The sequence below is a fragment of the Streptomyces sp. NRRL S-378 genome (assembly GCF_000720645.1).
Lineage (GTDB): Bacteria > Actinomycetota > Actinomycetes > Streptomycetales > Streptomycetaceae > Streptomyces.
Window position 1 is genome coordinate 38,174 of sequence record NZ_JOBX01000050.1, and the last position, 13,036, is coordinate 51,209.

The window sequence follows — 13,036 nt, forward strand, 5'->3', positions numbered from 1 at the left end:
CTACCGCAGGTGGGAGGTGTCGTTCAGGAGGCGGACCGAGGCGTTGCCGTCGGCGTAGTAGGCCACCGCCGACAGGGAGGCCGCGGACAGCTCCATCCGGAAGAGGGACTCCGGCGGGGCCCCGAGGGCGAGTCGGACCAGGATCTTGACCGGGGTCACGTGGGTGACCAGCAGGACCGTACGGCCCGCGTGCGCGGCCAGCAGACGGTCGCGGGTGGCCGAGATCCGGCGGGTGGCGGCCGCGAAGCTCTCCCCGCCGCCTGTGGGAGCGGCCTTCGGGGAGTCCAGCCAGGCCTGGAGGTCGTCCGGGAAGCGTTCCTGCACCTCGGCGAAGGTCAGGCCCTCCCAGGCGCCGAAGTCCACCTCGCGCAGGCCCTGTTCGACGGTCACGTCGAGGCCGAGCCGGTCGGCGACGGCCCGGGCGGTCTCGCGGCAGCGCAGCAGCGGCGAGCTGATGACCGTCTGGACGGTGCCCCGGGCGGCGAGCGCCTCGGCGACGGCCGCCGCCTGGCGGCGGCCGGCCGGGGACAGCTCGGGATCGCTCCCCCCGCTCCCGGAGAACCGCTTCTGCGGGGTGAGCGCGGTCTCGCCGTGGCGCAGCAGTACGAAGGTGGCCGGGGCCCCCATGTCGGGCCCCCAGCCCTGCCCGCCCGCGGGGGCGACGGCGGTGGCGGCGGTCCCGCCCTGATCGGCCGCTCCGGGCACCACGAGGAGGGTGCCGGCTCCCGCGTCCGCGGACGCCGACCCGTCGGTCGGCGCGCCGAACAGCGTGTCGGCTCCGGCGATGCCGCGGGCCGCTGCGGCGTCCGCACCGCCGCGGGCGGCGGCCAGGGCCGCCCGGGCCGCCGCGGCACCCGCGGCGGCGTCGCCGGGCGGACCCGACGGGGCCGACGGGGTCGTGAAGACGGCCGAGGAGGCCGACGGCTCCCACTGCTCGCCGCGCCTGCCCGCGTCCATCGCCTCGTTGGCGAGCCGGTCGGCGTGCTTGTTCCGCTCGCGCGGGATCCACTCGTACGTCACCTGCGCGCGCGGCAGGATCCGCGCGGCCTCGGCGGCGAGCGGCTTCATGTCCGGGTGCTTGATCTTCCAGCGGCCCGACATCTGCTCGACGACGAGCTTGGAGTCCATCCGGACCAGGACCTCCGCGTCGGACGCGAGGTCACGGGCCGCCGTGAGCCCGGCGATCAGGCCCTTGTACTCGGCCACGTTGTTCGTCGCGACGCCGATGTACTCGGCGCGCTCGGCCAGCGTCTCGCCCGAGGCCGGGTCGAGGACGACGGCGCCGTAGCCGGCCGGCCCCGGGTTGCCCCGGGACCCGCCGTCCGCCTCCACGACGAAACGCGGCATCAGATGCCCGAGTCGGCCGTACGGACGAGGATGCGGCCGCAGTTCTCGTGACGGACGACCTGGTCGCGGGGGGCGGCCTTGATCTCGTTGACCTCGGCCATGTCGAGCTCCAGCCGGCAGCCCTCGCAGCGGCGCTGGTAGAGGCGCGCGGCGCCGACCCCGCCCTGCTTGACGCGGATCTTCTCGTACAGGGCCATCAGGTCGCCCGGCATCGAGGTGACGATCACCTCGCGGTCCTTGGTGACCTTGGCGACCTCGGCGTCGATCTCGGCGGTGGCCGCGTCACGCCGGGTGGTGGCGTCGGCGACCTTGGCCTCCAGGGCGGAGACCCGCTCGGTGAGCTCGGAGACCCGCTCCTGCGCGGCCTCCAGGCGTTCCATGACCTCCAGGACCACGTCCTCCAGGTCGCCCTGGCGCTTGGCGAGGGAGACGACCTCGCTCTGCAGGTTCGCCAGGTCCCGGGCCGAGATGCCCACGCCGGAGTCCAGCCGCTGCTGGTCGCGGACCGCGCGCTGGCGCACCTGGTCGACGTCCTGCTCCGCCTTGGTCTGCTCGCGGGCCGTGTCGCTCGCCTGCGTCTGGGCGGCGACCAGCAGGTCGCGCTGCTGCGTCAGGTCCTTGGTGAGCGTGTCGAGCTCGGCGTGCTCGGGCAGCGACTTGCGCTTGTGGGCGAGCTGAGACAGCCGGACGTCCAGCGCCTGGACATCGAGAAGTCGGATCTGGTCGGCGGGCTCGGCGTTCAGTTGGGGGCTCCAGAGATAGAAGGGGAGGGGACGGACGGCGCGTGCACCGTCCACGGGTCGGTGACCGTGCGCGAGACGTGGGTGCGCAGACCCCAGCCGTGGCGCTCGGAGATCGCGTCGAGCTGCGCGGCGGCCTGCTCGCACCAGGGCCATTCGGTGGCCCAGTGGGCGGCGTCGACGAGGGCCAGCGGGCTCTGCTCGCGGGCCTCGGACACCGGGTGGTGGCGCAGGTCGGCGGTGACGAAGGCGTCCACGCCGGCGGCGCGGACCTCGGCGAAGAGGCTGTCGCCGGAGCCGCCGCTGACGGCGACGCGCCGGATCATCGCGTCGGGGTCGCCGGCGACCCGGATGCCCTGGGCGGTCGGCGGCAGCCAGGCCGCGCAGCGCGCGGCGAACTCGCGCAGGGTCTCGGGACGGTCCAGTTCGCAGATCCGGCCGAGGCCGCGGCGGCCCTCCGGGTCGGTCGGGTCCGGCACCAGCGGACCGGTGATCCGCAGGTCCAGGGCGCCGGCGAGGGCGTCGGAGACGCCGGGGTCGGCGGTGTCGGCGTTGGTGTGGGCGACGTGCAGCGCGATGTCGTTCTTGATCAGCGTGTGCACGACGCGGCCCTTGAAGGTGCCGGCCTCGACCGTGGTGGTCCCCCGCAGGTAGAGGGGGTGGTGGGTGACGATCAGGTCGGCGCCCAGGTCCACGGCTTCGTCGGCGATCTCCTGGACGGGATCCACCGCGAAGAGGACCCGGGTGACCTCGGCGTCGGGGTCGCCGCATACGGTTCCGACCGCGTCCCACTGCTCGGCCCGCGAGGGGGGCCAGAGAGCGTCCAGCGCGGCGATGACTTCAGAGAGACGGGGCACGGGCCAAGGCTACCGTCCGTGGCGGCCGGCCCGGTCAGCACCGGTCCCTGCGAAGCGGCCGGACTCCCGCCCGTCACGCCTGCCTTTCGATGCCGCACAGCACAATCGCACCGCCCATCACAGACGAATCGCCGCCCGGACACCCTTACGTGTGAAGCCGCCTTGGTCGTGTTGTTCGGCAGGAATCCCGAAAACTAGCTTCCTCACCGGAGGTGACGGCCCGGATGACTGTCTGTGCCATCGAGATGACGACCACGGCCCCGTTCACGATCTCCGCGGACGGGTCGTACGCCGCCCGGCTCGCCGGGGACGGCGAGGCGCGCTACGCGGAACGCTGGACCCTCGCCGGTCCCGAGCCGTACGCGGTGCCGCTGCCCCTCGCACAGCCCGAGGAGGCGGACAGCGAGCTCCTCCCGCTGGCCGACGGGCGCGTGCTGATCCACCGGCGGGTCGCGGACCGCCACGCTTTCGCCCTGCTCTACCCGACGGGTGCCGCGGCCGGGCCGCGCACCGGGGAGCTCCAGCTGGGCGGGGTGGACGCCGAAGAGGGCGTACGGGTCTTCCTGCTCCCGCCGGCGCCGGACGGGTCCGGGGCCTTCGCCGTGGCCGCGTCGGACACCGTGACCACGCTGTGGCAGGTGGCCGGGTGCGCGTTCGGGCCGCAGCGGGTGGCGCGGATCCCGGGGCGCTGTTCCGGCGGCGTGTGGCTGGACCGGACGGGCCGGCTGCTGGCCCTGGACCGCGAACTGGACGGCACCGTCAAGGCCGTCGCCGTGGACCTGGGGCGCGGCGGCGAGGTCTCCCCGCTGCTGCAGATCACCGAGGACAGCGACGACCGGCTGCTGCTGGCCGAGCCGGACAGCGGGCTGCTGCTGATCCGCTCCGACGCCCCCGGCGAGCCTCGCCTGGGCTGGGGGGTGCTGGGCAGTTCACGTCCGGTCCGCTTCCCGGAGTGCCTGCGGCTGGGGGACGCCCTGCCCTTCGCGGTCCAGCCGGGCCAGGCGCTGATGCCGGAGACCTGCGGGGTGGCCCTGTGGTTGCCCGAGGGGGACATCGGCCTGTGGCGCCCCGCCGACCGGCACGTCTTCCGGCTGGCCGCCCCGGTGGGGTGGCTCGGCGGTGCGGGCATGTGGAGCCCGCAGGGCCGGCTGCACCTGCCGTGCACGACGGCGGAGGTGCCCTGCGGGATCGTCGGGATGAACCTTCCTGCTCCCCCTCCCCCGCCGGTGCACCTGCACGCGCCGCCCCCTCCCCCGTCCTCGCCGCGCCCGGTCCCCCTCCAGCAGGCTCCGCTGGCCGGGCGGCAGTAGCGGGTCAGCCGTGCTTGAGGCCGAGGACCTCCGGCGCGGCGAAGGTCTCGTTCGCCGGGCGGGAGTCGTAGTAGGGGGTGAGGACCCCGTCGAGTTCCTCGTAGGAGAAGGACTCCTTGCCCGTGTCGAACTTGGCGGCCACCCTGGGGCGTTCCATGACGACCACGATGCCCCCGTGTACGACGAAGAGCTGTCCGTTGGCCTGGGCGGAGGCGGGTGAGGCCAGGTAGCCGACGAGCGGGGCGACGTGCTCGGGGGCGAGGGCGTCCAGCCTGCCGTCCTCGGGGACCTCGAAGCCGGCGAAGACGTCCTCCGTCATACGGGTGCGGGCGCGCGGGCAGATGGCGTTGGCCGTCACCCCGTACTTGGCCAGGGCCAGGGCGGTCGAGGTCGTCAGGCCCACGATGCCGCCCTTGGCCGCGGCGTAGTTCGGCTGGCCGGCCGAGCCGCCGAGGAAGGCCTCGGAGGAGGTGTTGACGATCCGGCCGTAGACCGGGCCGCCCGCCGCCTTGGACCGTTCGCGCCAGTGCGCGGACGCGAAGTGGGTGGTGTTGAAGTGCCCCTTGAGGTGGACCCGGATCACCGAGTCCCATTCCTCCTCCGACATCGAGAAGATCATCCGGTCGCGCAGGATGCCCGCGTTGTTGACCAGGACGTCGAGCTTCCCGTACGTGGACACCGCCAGCCCGATCAGCTCGCGCGCCTGCTCGAAGTCGGCCACGTCGCCGAGGTGGGCGACGGCCTGCCCGCCCGCGGCCCGGATCTCCTCGGCGACCTCCTGCGCCGGGGCGGCCGAGGCCTCTCCGGAGCCGTCCCGGCCGGGCTGGCCGAAGTCGTTGACGACCACGCTCGCGCCCAGCCGCGCGAGCTCGATCGCCTCGGCCCGGCCGAGCCCGCGGCCCGCGCCCGTGACGATGGCGGAGAGTCCCTCAAGTGGCAGTGACATCCGTACGGTTCCCCTCGGAGATCGGATCTGCGGAACGGACCTGCGGAACGGGTCGGTGGAACAGACCGGTGGAACGGACCGGTGGCCGGGTCAGAGTTCGATGCAGGTGCGCAGGGCGACGCCCGTGCGCATCTGGTCGAGGGCGTCGTTGACCTCCGCCAGGCTCACCCGGTGGGTGATCAGGTTCGCCAGGTCGATCCGGCCGGCCCGCCACAGGGCGATGGTGCGCTCGTAGGAGCGGAGCACGTCGCCTCCGCCGTACATCGACGGGAGGATCTTCTTCTCGTCGAAGAACAGCGAGAACATGTTGATCTGGAAGTTGTCGTCGAGGGCGCCCGCGCCGACCACGACGACCGAGCCGCCGCGCCGCGTCATCTCGTACGCCTTCTGCACGGTCGCGGACTTGCCGACGACCTCGAAGACGTAGTCGAAGCCCTCGCCGGCGGTGATCCGGTTCTTGGCGTCGGCGAACTCCTCCGGGGATACCGCCTCGGTGGCCCCGAACCTCAGGGCCGCCTCGCGGCGGGACTCGACCGGGTCGACGGCGACGATCTGGGCCGCGCCCCGCACCTTGGCGCCCTGGATGACGGACATGCCGACGCCGCCGCAGCCGATGACGGCCACCGAGGAACCGGCCTCCACCTCGGCGGTGTTGATGGCCGCGCCGAGGCCGGTGGTGACGCCGCAGCCGATCAGTGCGGCGATGTCGAACGGTACGTCGTCGGGGATCGGGACGGCGCAGGCGGCGGGGACGACCATCTCCTCGGAGAAGGTGCCGGTGCCGGCGAAGCCGAAGATGGCGCTCGACGCCCGCGTGAAGTTGGGGGTGGCGACGTTCCCGAAGGCCTCCAGGCACAGGTGGCCCTGACCGCGCTTGCAGGACGGACAGTGGCCGCACGGCGGCAGCCAGCAGACGAGCACCCGGTCGCCGATCCGGTGGGTCGTGACCCCGTCGCCGACGTCGGTGATCACGCCGGAGCCCTCGTGGCCCGGGATGAAGGGCGCGGGCTGCGGCAGGACACCGCTCATCGCGGACAGGTCCGAGTGGCACAGGCCGGTCGCCCTGACGCGGATCCTGACCTTGCCGGGGCCGAAGCCCACGGCTTCCATGTCGTCGACGACTTCCAGCTTGTCCTGGCCGATCTCGCTCTGCAGTGCTGCGCGCACGGTGCGGCTCCTGTCGGTGGTGTGGAGTGTTACGCGTGTTCGACGACGGTGTCGGCGAGGACCGGCGCGTCGTCGCGTTCGACGGCGGTCACCGAGACCAGGACGCGGCCGGGTTCCTGCCACATCCGGATGCGCAGCGTCTCGCCCGGGAAGACGATCCCGGCGAAGCGCGTGCGGTAGGCGCGGACCCGGGAGACGTCCCCGCCGAGGGCCGTGTCGACGACGGCCTTGAGGGTCATCCCGTACGAGCACAGGCCGTGCAGGATCGGCTTGTCGAAGCCCGCCAGCTTGGCGAACTCGGGGTCGGCGTGCAGCGGGTTCCAGTCACCGGAGAGGCGGTAGAGGAGCCCCTGGTCCTCGCGGATGTGCCGCTCCTCGACCCGGTCGGGTTCCCGCCCGGGCAGCTCCTCCCGGGCGGAGGGGCCGCGCTCGCCGCCGAAGCCGCCCTCTCCCCGTACGAAGATCTGCGCGTCGCTCGTCCACAGCGGCCCGTCGGCGTCGGCGACCTCGGAGCGCAGCACGATCACGGCCGCCTTGCCCTTGTCATAGACGGCGGCGACCTTGGAGCTGGAGGTGGCCCGGCCCTTGACCGGGATGGGCCGGTGCAGCTCGATGGAGTGGCCGCCGTGCAGGACATGGGCGAGGTTGACCTCGATGCCGGGGGCGGCGAGGCCGCCGAGCATGGCCATGCCCGCTCCGGCGACGGTCGCGAAGCTGGGCAGGACGTGGAGCTTGGATTCGAGGGTGTAGCGCAGTTCGTCGGGGTCGGTGGCCGGCAGGCCCGCGCCGAGGCCGAGGTGGTAGAGCTGGATGTCCTTGTGGTCCCAGCCGATGTCCCCCTGGCGGGGGTCTGCGGCGAGGGCCCTGGCGGCATCGATCGGCATGAGGATGCGGCTCCCTGTCGTCGGTGGGTCGGGAAAATCGCTGCCCTGGAAGACCTCGGCGCGGCCGTCCGCACCGTCGGCCGCACCGAGGTCGTATGCGGGGCGGCCGGTTCTAGAACGCGTTCTAGGGTCGGCCGGTGAGGGAATGTATAACGCACGCCCCCACACTTGGGAAGACTCTTGACTCCCCGTCAGATAGGCTTTCCCGGTGGACGAAATGCCCGTGGAACACCGCCGAGGCCGCGCCCTGCGGGTCCTGCTGGACCCTCCCGATCCGGCCCTGGCGCTCCGGCTCGGCCTCCAGCCGGACATCGAGGTCGTGCGCGATCCGATGGCCCGCCCCGAAGTGGCCCTCGTCGAGGAGCTCGCGACGGTGACCGCCCTGCTGGAGGACGATCCGGAGTGCCGGATCCTCGTCCTGACGGGCTCGGCACACCCCGGTCTGCGGGAGGCCGCACTCGCCGCCGGCGCGGCCGGCCTGGTCCTGCGGGACGACCGGGTGGAGGACCTGGCGGAAGCGATCCGCCGGGCCTCGACGGGCGAGACGGTGGTCGATCCGGCCCTGGGGTGAATCCTTTCGGGCTTCCCGCGCCTCCTGTGTATGTTGCCGACGCCGAGGTCGGCACCTGACCTGGAGGTTTTGACATGATCACAGTTCTCGTCGTGGCCGGCGCGGCCGTCCTGCTCTGCGCGTGCACCGTCGCCGTCCTGCGCAGGCGGGGCCGGGCCCGTGGCTGACCGCACCTGGCCGGGCGAGGACCTGGTCGTCGCCGCGCAGGGCGGCGACCTCGACTCGCTCACCGCGCTGGTCGCCGGATCGCACCCGAACGTACGCCGCTTCGCGCACTCGCTGTGCGCCTCGCGCGAGGATGCCGAGGACGCGGCCCAGGAGGCACTGATCATCCTGTACCGCAGGATCGGGATGCTCAGGGCCTCCGGGGCACTGGCCTCCTGGATGTTCCGCATCGTCCGCAACGAATGCCTGCGCCGCGCCCGGCTGATGCCACGGGAGCGGCCGCCGCTGCCGGACACGGCGGTCATGTCGGCGGAGGACGAGGTGCTGCGTCACCTGGAGGCGGGGCAGGTGGCGGAGGCCATCGCCGCACTGCCCGCCGACCAGCGGAGCGTACTGATCATGCGCGACGTCCAGGGGCACAGCGGCCGGACGACCGCCGAGGCCCTCGGCCTCAGCACCGCCGCGATGAAGTCGCGGCTCCACCGGGCCCGCGCGGCCCTCCAGCTCACCCTGGGAGACACCCGTGCCCACCACTGACACCCCGGCTTCCTCCGGCTCCGGCTTCGCGAGCGCGTCCGTACCGCGGCATCTGGCACGCGGCGCGCTGGGCTTCGGCTCGCTGATAGCGGCCTTCGCCCTCATCCCGGTTTTCGGCCCGGCCACCCTGCTCCTGGCCCCCGTCGGCGTGGTCGCCCTGCGCGGCTGCCCCATGTGCTGGGCGATCGGCCTCGCCGAGACCGTCTCCCGCGGCCGGCTCCGCCGCACGTGCACGGAAGGCCGCTGCGAGCTGAAACCGGTGGCCCGGTGATCCCGGCACGGCGCGGGCCCGACCGTCCGATCCGGGCCACCGGTTGACGGATTCCGCCGCAGCGCCCGACCGCGTACTGGACCAGGATGGAGCTCCTCAACCCGGTTCGTGGAGAGGTCCGTCATGCGCTTGTCCGCCCTGCCCGCCGCCGCTGCGCTCGTCCTAGCGACCCTTGCCGCAGGCGCGGCTCCGGCCACCGCCGACACCCCGGCCGGCCCGGTCCTCCAGGCCGACCTGGAGGCCGGCAAGGGCCGCCACCACAACACCGGGACGGTGCTCTACGAACGCGTCGACGGCGCGGTGAACTCGGTCAGGATCAAGTCGGTGACGATCTACAGCGGCGAGCTCGACTGCGCCTGGGTGTCGTGGAACAACCCGCACGGCACGGACGGCTGGTCCCACCTGACCACCGAACCCTCCTGCAACGGCACCGGCCTGGTCGAGTACCCCGACATCATCATCAAGGCACCGGCCGGACACCCCCTCAAGGTGCGTCTGGCCGCCGACCACCCCGGCTCCGACGTCGTGCACAAGGACATCCAGAAGCTCTGACCCGGCGCCGCACTTCTCGCCCACGTCCGGCTGTGGGCATCGGCCACCGGATCCGGCGCCGCCGGTGGTCGAGGCACGGGGTCCGGGGCCGGGCCACGGAGGCCCGGCCCACGCCGCGCGGGGCACGGGGCAGGGGGCACGGGGCACGGGGCACGGGGCACGGGGCACGGCGGCAGCGTCCCGGGCGGCGGGCCACACGGTCAGCGGCGCAGCATCGTCACCACCGCCGCGCCGCCCAGGCCGATGTTGTGGGCCAGACCCACGCGGGCCCCCGGAACCTGCCGCGGCCCCGCCTCGCCCCGGAGCTGCCACACCAGTTCCGCCGCCTGTGCCAGCCCCGTCGCGCCCAGCGGATGCCCCTTCGAGATCAGCCCTCCGGACGGGTTCACCACCCACCGCCCGCCGTACGTCGTGGCCCCGCTCTCCACCAGCTTGCCCGCGGCCCCGTCCTCGCACATGCCCAGCGCCTCGTACGTGAGCAGCTCGTTGATCGAGAAGCAGTCGTGCAGCTCCACCACGTCCACGTCCTCGATGCCGAGCCCCGACCCCTCGTACACCTGCCGCGCGGCGGCCGCCGTCATCGGCTTGCCGACCACGTCGATGCAGGAGCCCGACGCGAAGGACTCCTCCGTGTCCGTCGTCATCGCCTGCGCGACGATCTCCACCGCCTTGCCGTGCAGCCCGTGCGCGACCAGGAACCGCTCGGACACCACCAGGGCCGCCGCCGCACCGTCCGAGGTCGGCGAGCACTGGAGCTTCGTCAGCGGCGCGTGGATCTCCTTCGCCGCCAGGATCTCCTCCACCGCGTACACGTCCTGGAACTGCGCGTTCGGGTTGTCCGCCGAGTGCCGGTGGTTCTTCGCGGCGACCGCCGCCAGTTGCGCGGGCGTGGTCCCGTAGCGCTCCATGTGCTCCCGCGCCGCGTTGCCGAAGATCTGCGCCGTGGGCGGGGACATCTCGAAGCCGTGCCCCGCCGCCATGATCCCGTAGTGCCGGGCCACCGGCGAGGTCTTGAAGGATCCTTCAGCGGCTCCGTCGGCTCCCCCGCCCAGCGCGCCCCGCTTCATCTTCTCGAAGCCCAGCGCCAGCACGCAGTCGCTCAGCCCGCCCTGCACGAACTGCCGCGCCATCATCAGCGCCGTCGACCCCGTCGCGCAGTTGTTGTTGACGTTGTAGACCGGCACCCCGCTCAGCCCGAGCTCGTACGCCGCGCGCTGGCCGGCGGTGGAGGCCTGGAAGCAGTAACCGACCGGCACCTGCTGCACCAGGGCGTAGTCCACGCCCGCGTCCGCGAGGGCCGCGGCCCCGGCCTCCTTCGCCATGTCCCAGTACTGCCAGTCCCGCGACTCGGGCTTCTCGAACTTCGTCATGCCCACGCCCACGATGTACGACTTCATGCCCGATGACTCCTAGTCCCTGGGAAGGCCGAGAATCCGCTCGGCGACGACGTTGAGCTGGACCTGCGTGGTGCCCCCGGCGATGGTCAGGCAGCGGGACATGAGCATCCCGTGCACCGCCCGCTCCCCCGCCCCCTCCCGCACCGCGCCCGCCGGCCCCAGCAGTTCGAGCGCGAGCTCGGCGGTCCGCTGCTGGTGCGGGGTCTGGACGAGTTTGCGCACGGAGGCGCCCGCGCCCGGCTCCAGCCCCGACACCTGCTGGAGCGTGGTGCGCAGCCCGATGCAGGCCAGGGCGTGCGCCTCGGCGGCCAGCGCGCCGATCCGCGCCCGCTGGGCGCCGTCGAGGTCGGCGGCGCGCGCCAGGAGGGCCTCCAGCCCGGTGTCGAAGGTCATCCGGTCGGCCATGTGCACCCGTTCGTTGCCGAGGGTGTTGCGGGCCACCTGCCAGCCGCCGTCGGCGGCGCCGACCAGCGCGTCCGCCGGGAGCTCGACGTCGTCGAGGTACACCTCGTTGAAGAGGGCCTCGCCGGTGATCTCCTTCAGCGGCCGGATGTCGATACCGGGCGTGTTCTTCATGGCGACGACGAAGTAGCCGAGCCCCTTGTGCTTGGGCGCCGCCGGATCGGTACGGGCCAGCAGGATCCCGAAGTCGGCGGTGTGTGCGGAACTCGTCCACACCTTCTGCCCGTTGACCAGCCAGGAGCCGTCCTCCCGCCGCGCGGCCCGGGTCCGCAGCGAGGCCAGGTCGGAGCCTGCGCCCGGCTCGGAGAAGAGCTGGCACCAGGTGATCTCCCCGCGCAGGGTGGGGAGGACGTAGGTGTCGCGCTGCGCCTGCGTCCCGTAGGCCAGCAGGGAGGGCACGATCCAGGTGGCGATGCCGAGGTCGGAGATCCCGACCCCGGCCGCCGCGAGCTCCTGCTGGACGACGAGCTGCTCGACGGGCCCGGCCCCGAGCCCGTAGGGCGGCGGCAGGTGGGGGGCCGCGTAGCCGGTGGGGGCCAGGATCCGCCGGGCGGCGGCCGGGTCGAGCCCGCGCGCGTCCTCGATGGCGGCTCGGGCCTTCGCGCGGTGTTCCTCGGCCTGCGCCGGCAGCTCCAGGCGCAGCTCGCGCCGCGCCCCGCCCGCCGCGTACCGCACGGCCCGTACGCGGTGCCCGTCGCCGGGGCCGAGCAGCTGGCGGGCGACGACCGCCCGCCGCAGGTGGATGTGGGCGTCGTGCTCCCAGGTGAAGCCGATCCCGCCGAGGATCTGGATGCAGTCCTTGGCGCAGGAGTACGCGGCGTCCAGCGCGGTCCCGGCGGCGAGGGCCGCCACGAGCGAGCGCACGTCGGCCGGCTCGTCCATGGCCTGCGCGGCGTCCCAGGCCAGCGCCCGGGCCTGCTCCAGTCGTACGAGCATGTCGGCGCACAGGTGCTTGACGCCCTGGAACTGCCCGATGGGCCGGCCGAACTGCTCGCGCACCTTGGCGTGTTCGGCTGCCGTGTGCAGGGCCCGGGCGGCGGTGCCGCAGGCGTCGGCGGCGAAGAGCACGCAGGCGAGGTCGCGGACGAGGGCGGCGTCCAGCTCCAGCAGCCGGCCCGCGGGGACGACCGCGCCGCGCGCCCGCACCTCGGCGGTGGGACGGGTCGGGTCGGCGCTCTCGTGCGTACGGATGTCCAGCGCGGCAGCGTCCACGGCGAACCAGCGGGTCCCGTGCGCGGCCTCCGCGGCGAGCAGCACGAGGTCGGCCTCGCCCGCGCCGAGCACGGGCGGCGCGAGCCCGTCGAGCAGGTGACCGCCGCCCTCGGTGGCCACGGCGGTCAGGGTCCCCGGCCCCAGCGCGACCGCCCCGACCCGGCCGGCCAGCGGCTCGGCCCCGGCCCGGTCCAGCAGTACGGAGGCCAGCGCGCTCGGCAGGTACGCGCCGGGCAGCGCGGCCCGGGCCGCCTCCTCGACGACGACGGCCAGGTCGAGCAGGGTGCCGCCCTCCAGGTGCGGCTCCAGCAGTCCGGCTTCCGCCAGCGCGTCCCAGTACCCGGGCCGCACCCCGGTCCGCGGCGGGGAGTCGAGCAGCTTGCGCACCTCTTCGGGAGGCACGACGCGCGCCACCCAGCCGCGCACCGCCTCGGCCAACTCCCGCTGCTCCTGCGTGATTCCGATGCCCATGCGCGGCAGACTAGAACACGTTCCAATCTGACGGAAGGTCAGACGAAGGTGTTCTTCACGGGTGGTCCGGCCGGCGCGGGTTGTCTTGTCTCACCGGACCCTGCGAAGTCCGGGCATAGGTTGCGAGGGATCTTGCGAGGTCTCGCG

13 protein-coding genes are annotated in these 13,036 nt (G+C 73.5%); 5 read left to right on the top strand and 8 right to left on the bottom strand.

Annotation, left to right across the window (positions count from 1 at the left end):
- From IH80_RS0128560 to IH80_RS0128570, 3 genes are read right to left on the bottom strand one after another with little or no spacing between them, the layout of a single operon-like run.
- A complete protein-coding gene (locus tag IH80_RS0128560; protein ID WP_030964332.1) occupies positions 1–1,347 on the bottom strand; it encodes a bifunctional RNase H/acid phosphatase in 1,347 nt (448 codons plus the stop codon).
- The gene (locus IH80_RS0128565) at positions 1,347–2,090 is read right to left on the bottom strand and encodes a zinc ribbon domain-containing protein (RefSeq protein WP_199819320.1); all 744 of its coding nucleotides are present in this window, start codon (positions 2,088–2,090) and stop codon (positions 1,347–1,349) included. Before IH80_RS0128565 ends, IH80_RS0128560 begins: the two co-directional genes overlap by 1 nt.
- Positions 2,087–2,944 carry a Nif3-like dinuclear metal center hexameric protein gene (locus tag IH80_RS0128570; protein WP_030964334.1) on the bottom strand — a complete coding sequence of 286 codons (858 nt, stop codon included), beginning with the start codon at positions 2,942–2,944 and terminating at the stop codon, positions 2,087–2,089. Before IH80_RS0128570 ends, IH80_RS0128565 begins: the two co-directional genes overlap by 4 nt.
- A gap of 224 nt (positions 2,945–3,168) precedes the next feature.
- Between IH80_RS0128570 and IH80_RS0128575 the strand changes: the two genes are divergently transcribed.
- Positions 3,169–4,254, top strand: coding sequence for a hypothetical protein (locus IH80_RS0128575; protein WP_030964336.1), 1,086 nt, complete (start codon positions 3,169–3,171; stop codon positions 4,252–4,254).
- A gap of 4 nt (positions 4,255–4,258) precedes the next feature.
- Here IH80_RS0128575 and IH80_RS0128580 read toward each other — a convergent pair whose 3' ends face one another.
- The 3 genes from IH80_RS0128580 to IH80_RS0128590 all read right to left on the bottom strand — a co-directional run bounded on the left by IH80_RS0128580 (position 4,259) and on the right by IH80_RS0128590 (position 7,251).
- Positions 4,259–5,200, bottom strand: a complete 942-nt coding sequence (locus IH80_RS0128580) for a 3-oxoacyl-ACP reductase (protein WP_030964337.1) — start codon at positions 5,198–5,200, stop codon at positions 4,259–4,261.
- 90 nt (positions 5,201–5,290) lie between these two features.
- The gene (locus IH80_RS0128585) at positions 5,291–6,367 is read right to left on the bottom strand and encodes a Zn-dependent alcohol dehydrogenase (RefSeq protein ID WP_030964338.1); all 1,077 of its coding nucleotides are present in this window, start codon (positions 6,365–6,367) and stop codon (positions 5,291–5,293) included.
- A 29-nt stretch (positions 6,368–6,396) separates the two neighbouring features.
- Positions 6,397–7,251 (bottom strand): MaoC/PaaZ C-terminal domain-containing protein, encoded by an 855-nt coding sequence (locus IH80_RS0128590; protein ID WP_030964339.1) that lies wholly within the window; start codon positions 7,249–7,251, stop codon positions 6,397–6,399.
- A 217-nt stretch (positions 7,252–7,468) separates the two neighbouring features.
- Here IH80_RS0128590 and IH80_RS45440 point away from each other — a divergent pair, with 217 nt between their 5' ends.
- From IH80_RS45440 to IH80_RS44945, 4 genes are all read left to right on the top strand, one after another.
- The gene (locus IH80_RS45440) at positions 7,469–7,822 is read left to right on the top strand and encodes a DNA-binding response regulator (RefSeq protein ID WP_234432411.1); all 354 of its coding nucleotides are present in this window, start codon (positions 7,469–7,471) and stop codon (positions 7,820–7,822) included.
- Between the two features lie 159 nt (positions 7,823–7,981).
- On the top strand, positions 7,982–8,524 hold the full coding sequence (locus IH80_RS0128605) for an RNA polymerase sigma factor (RefSeq protein ID WP_030964341.1): 543 nt from the start codon (positions 7,982–7,984) through the stop codon (positions 8,522–8,524).
- Complete coding sequence (locus IH80_RS0128610; RefSeq protein ID WP_037881341.1) at positions 8,511–8,795, top strand: hypothetical protein; 285 nt, start codon at positions 8,511–8,513, stop codon at positions 8,793–8,795. Before IH80_RS0128605 ends, IH80_RS0128610 begins: the two co-directional genes overlap by 14 nt.
- A gap of 123 nt (positions 8,796–8,918) precedes the next feature.
- Positions 8,919–9,347 carry a hypothetical protein gene (locus IH80_RS44945; RefSeq protein WP_030964344.1) on the top strand — a complete coding sequence of 143 codons (429 nt, stop codon included), beginning with the start codon at positions 8,919–8,921 and terminating at the stop codon, positions 9,345–9,347.
- Between the two features lie 200 nt (positions 9,348–9,547).
- On the opposite strand, the gene IH80_RS0128620 is transcribed toward IH80_RS44945, so the two are convergent.
- Both IH80_RS0128620 and IH80_RS0128625 read right to left on the bottom strand, forming a co-directional pair.
- Entirely contained in the window at positions 9,548–10,744 is a 1,197-nt protein-coding gene (locus IH80_RS0128620; protein WP_030964345.1) for a thiolase C-terminal domain-containing protein, read from the bottom strand.
- 12 nt (positions 10,745–10,756) lie between these two features.
- Positions 10,757–12,889 carry an acyl-CoA dehydrogenase gene (locus tag IH80_RS0128625; protein ID WP_030964346.1) on the bottom strand — a complete coding sequence of 711 codons (2,133 nt, stop codon included), beginning with the start codon at positions 12,887–12,889 and terminating at the stop codon, positions 10,757–10,759.
- Positions 12,890–13,036: the final 147 nt, after the last annotated feature.

Bases quoted from the DNA above. Each gene is read 5' to 3' on its own strand.
- IH80_RS0128560 (WP_030964332.1), bottom strand. From the start codon at position 1,347: ATGCCGCGTTTCGTCGTGGAGGCGGACGGCGGGTCCCGGGGCAACCCG.
- IH80_RS0128620 (WP_030964345.1), bottom strand. From the start codon at position 10,744: ATGAAGTCGTACATCGTGGGCGTGGGCATGACGAAGTTCGAGAAGCCC.
- IH80_RS45440 (WP_234432411.1), top strand. From the start codon at position 7,469: ATGCCCGTGGAACACCGCCGAGGCCGCGCCCTGCGGGTCCTGCTGGAC.
- IH80_RS0128575 (WP_030964336.1), top strand. From the start codon at position 3,169: ATGACTGTCTGTGCCATCGAGATGACGACCACGGCCCCGTTCACGATC.
- IH80_RS0128580 (WP_030964337.1), bottom strand. From the start codon at position 5,200: ATGTCACTGCCACTTGAGGGACTCTCCGCCATCGTCACGGGCGCGGGC.
- IH80_RS0128590 (WP_030964339.1), bottom strand. From the start codon at position 7,251: ATGCCGATCGATGCCGCCAGGGCCCTCGCCGCAGACCCCCGCCAGGGG.
- IH80_RS44945 (WP_030964344.1), top strand. From the start codon at position 8,919: ATGCGCTTGTCCGCCCTGCCCGCCGCCGCTGCGCTCGTCCTAGCGACC.
- IH80_RS0128625 (WP_030964346.1), bottom strand. From the start codon at position 12,889: ATGGGCATCGGAATCACGCAGGAGCAGCGGGAGTTGGCCGAGGCGGTG.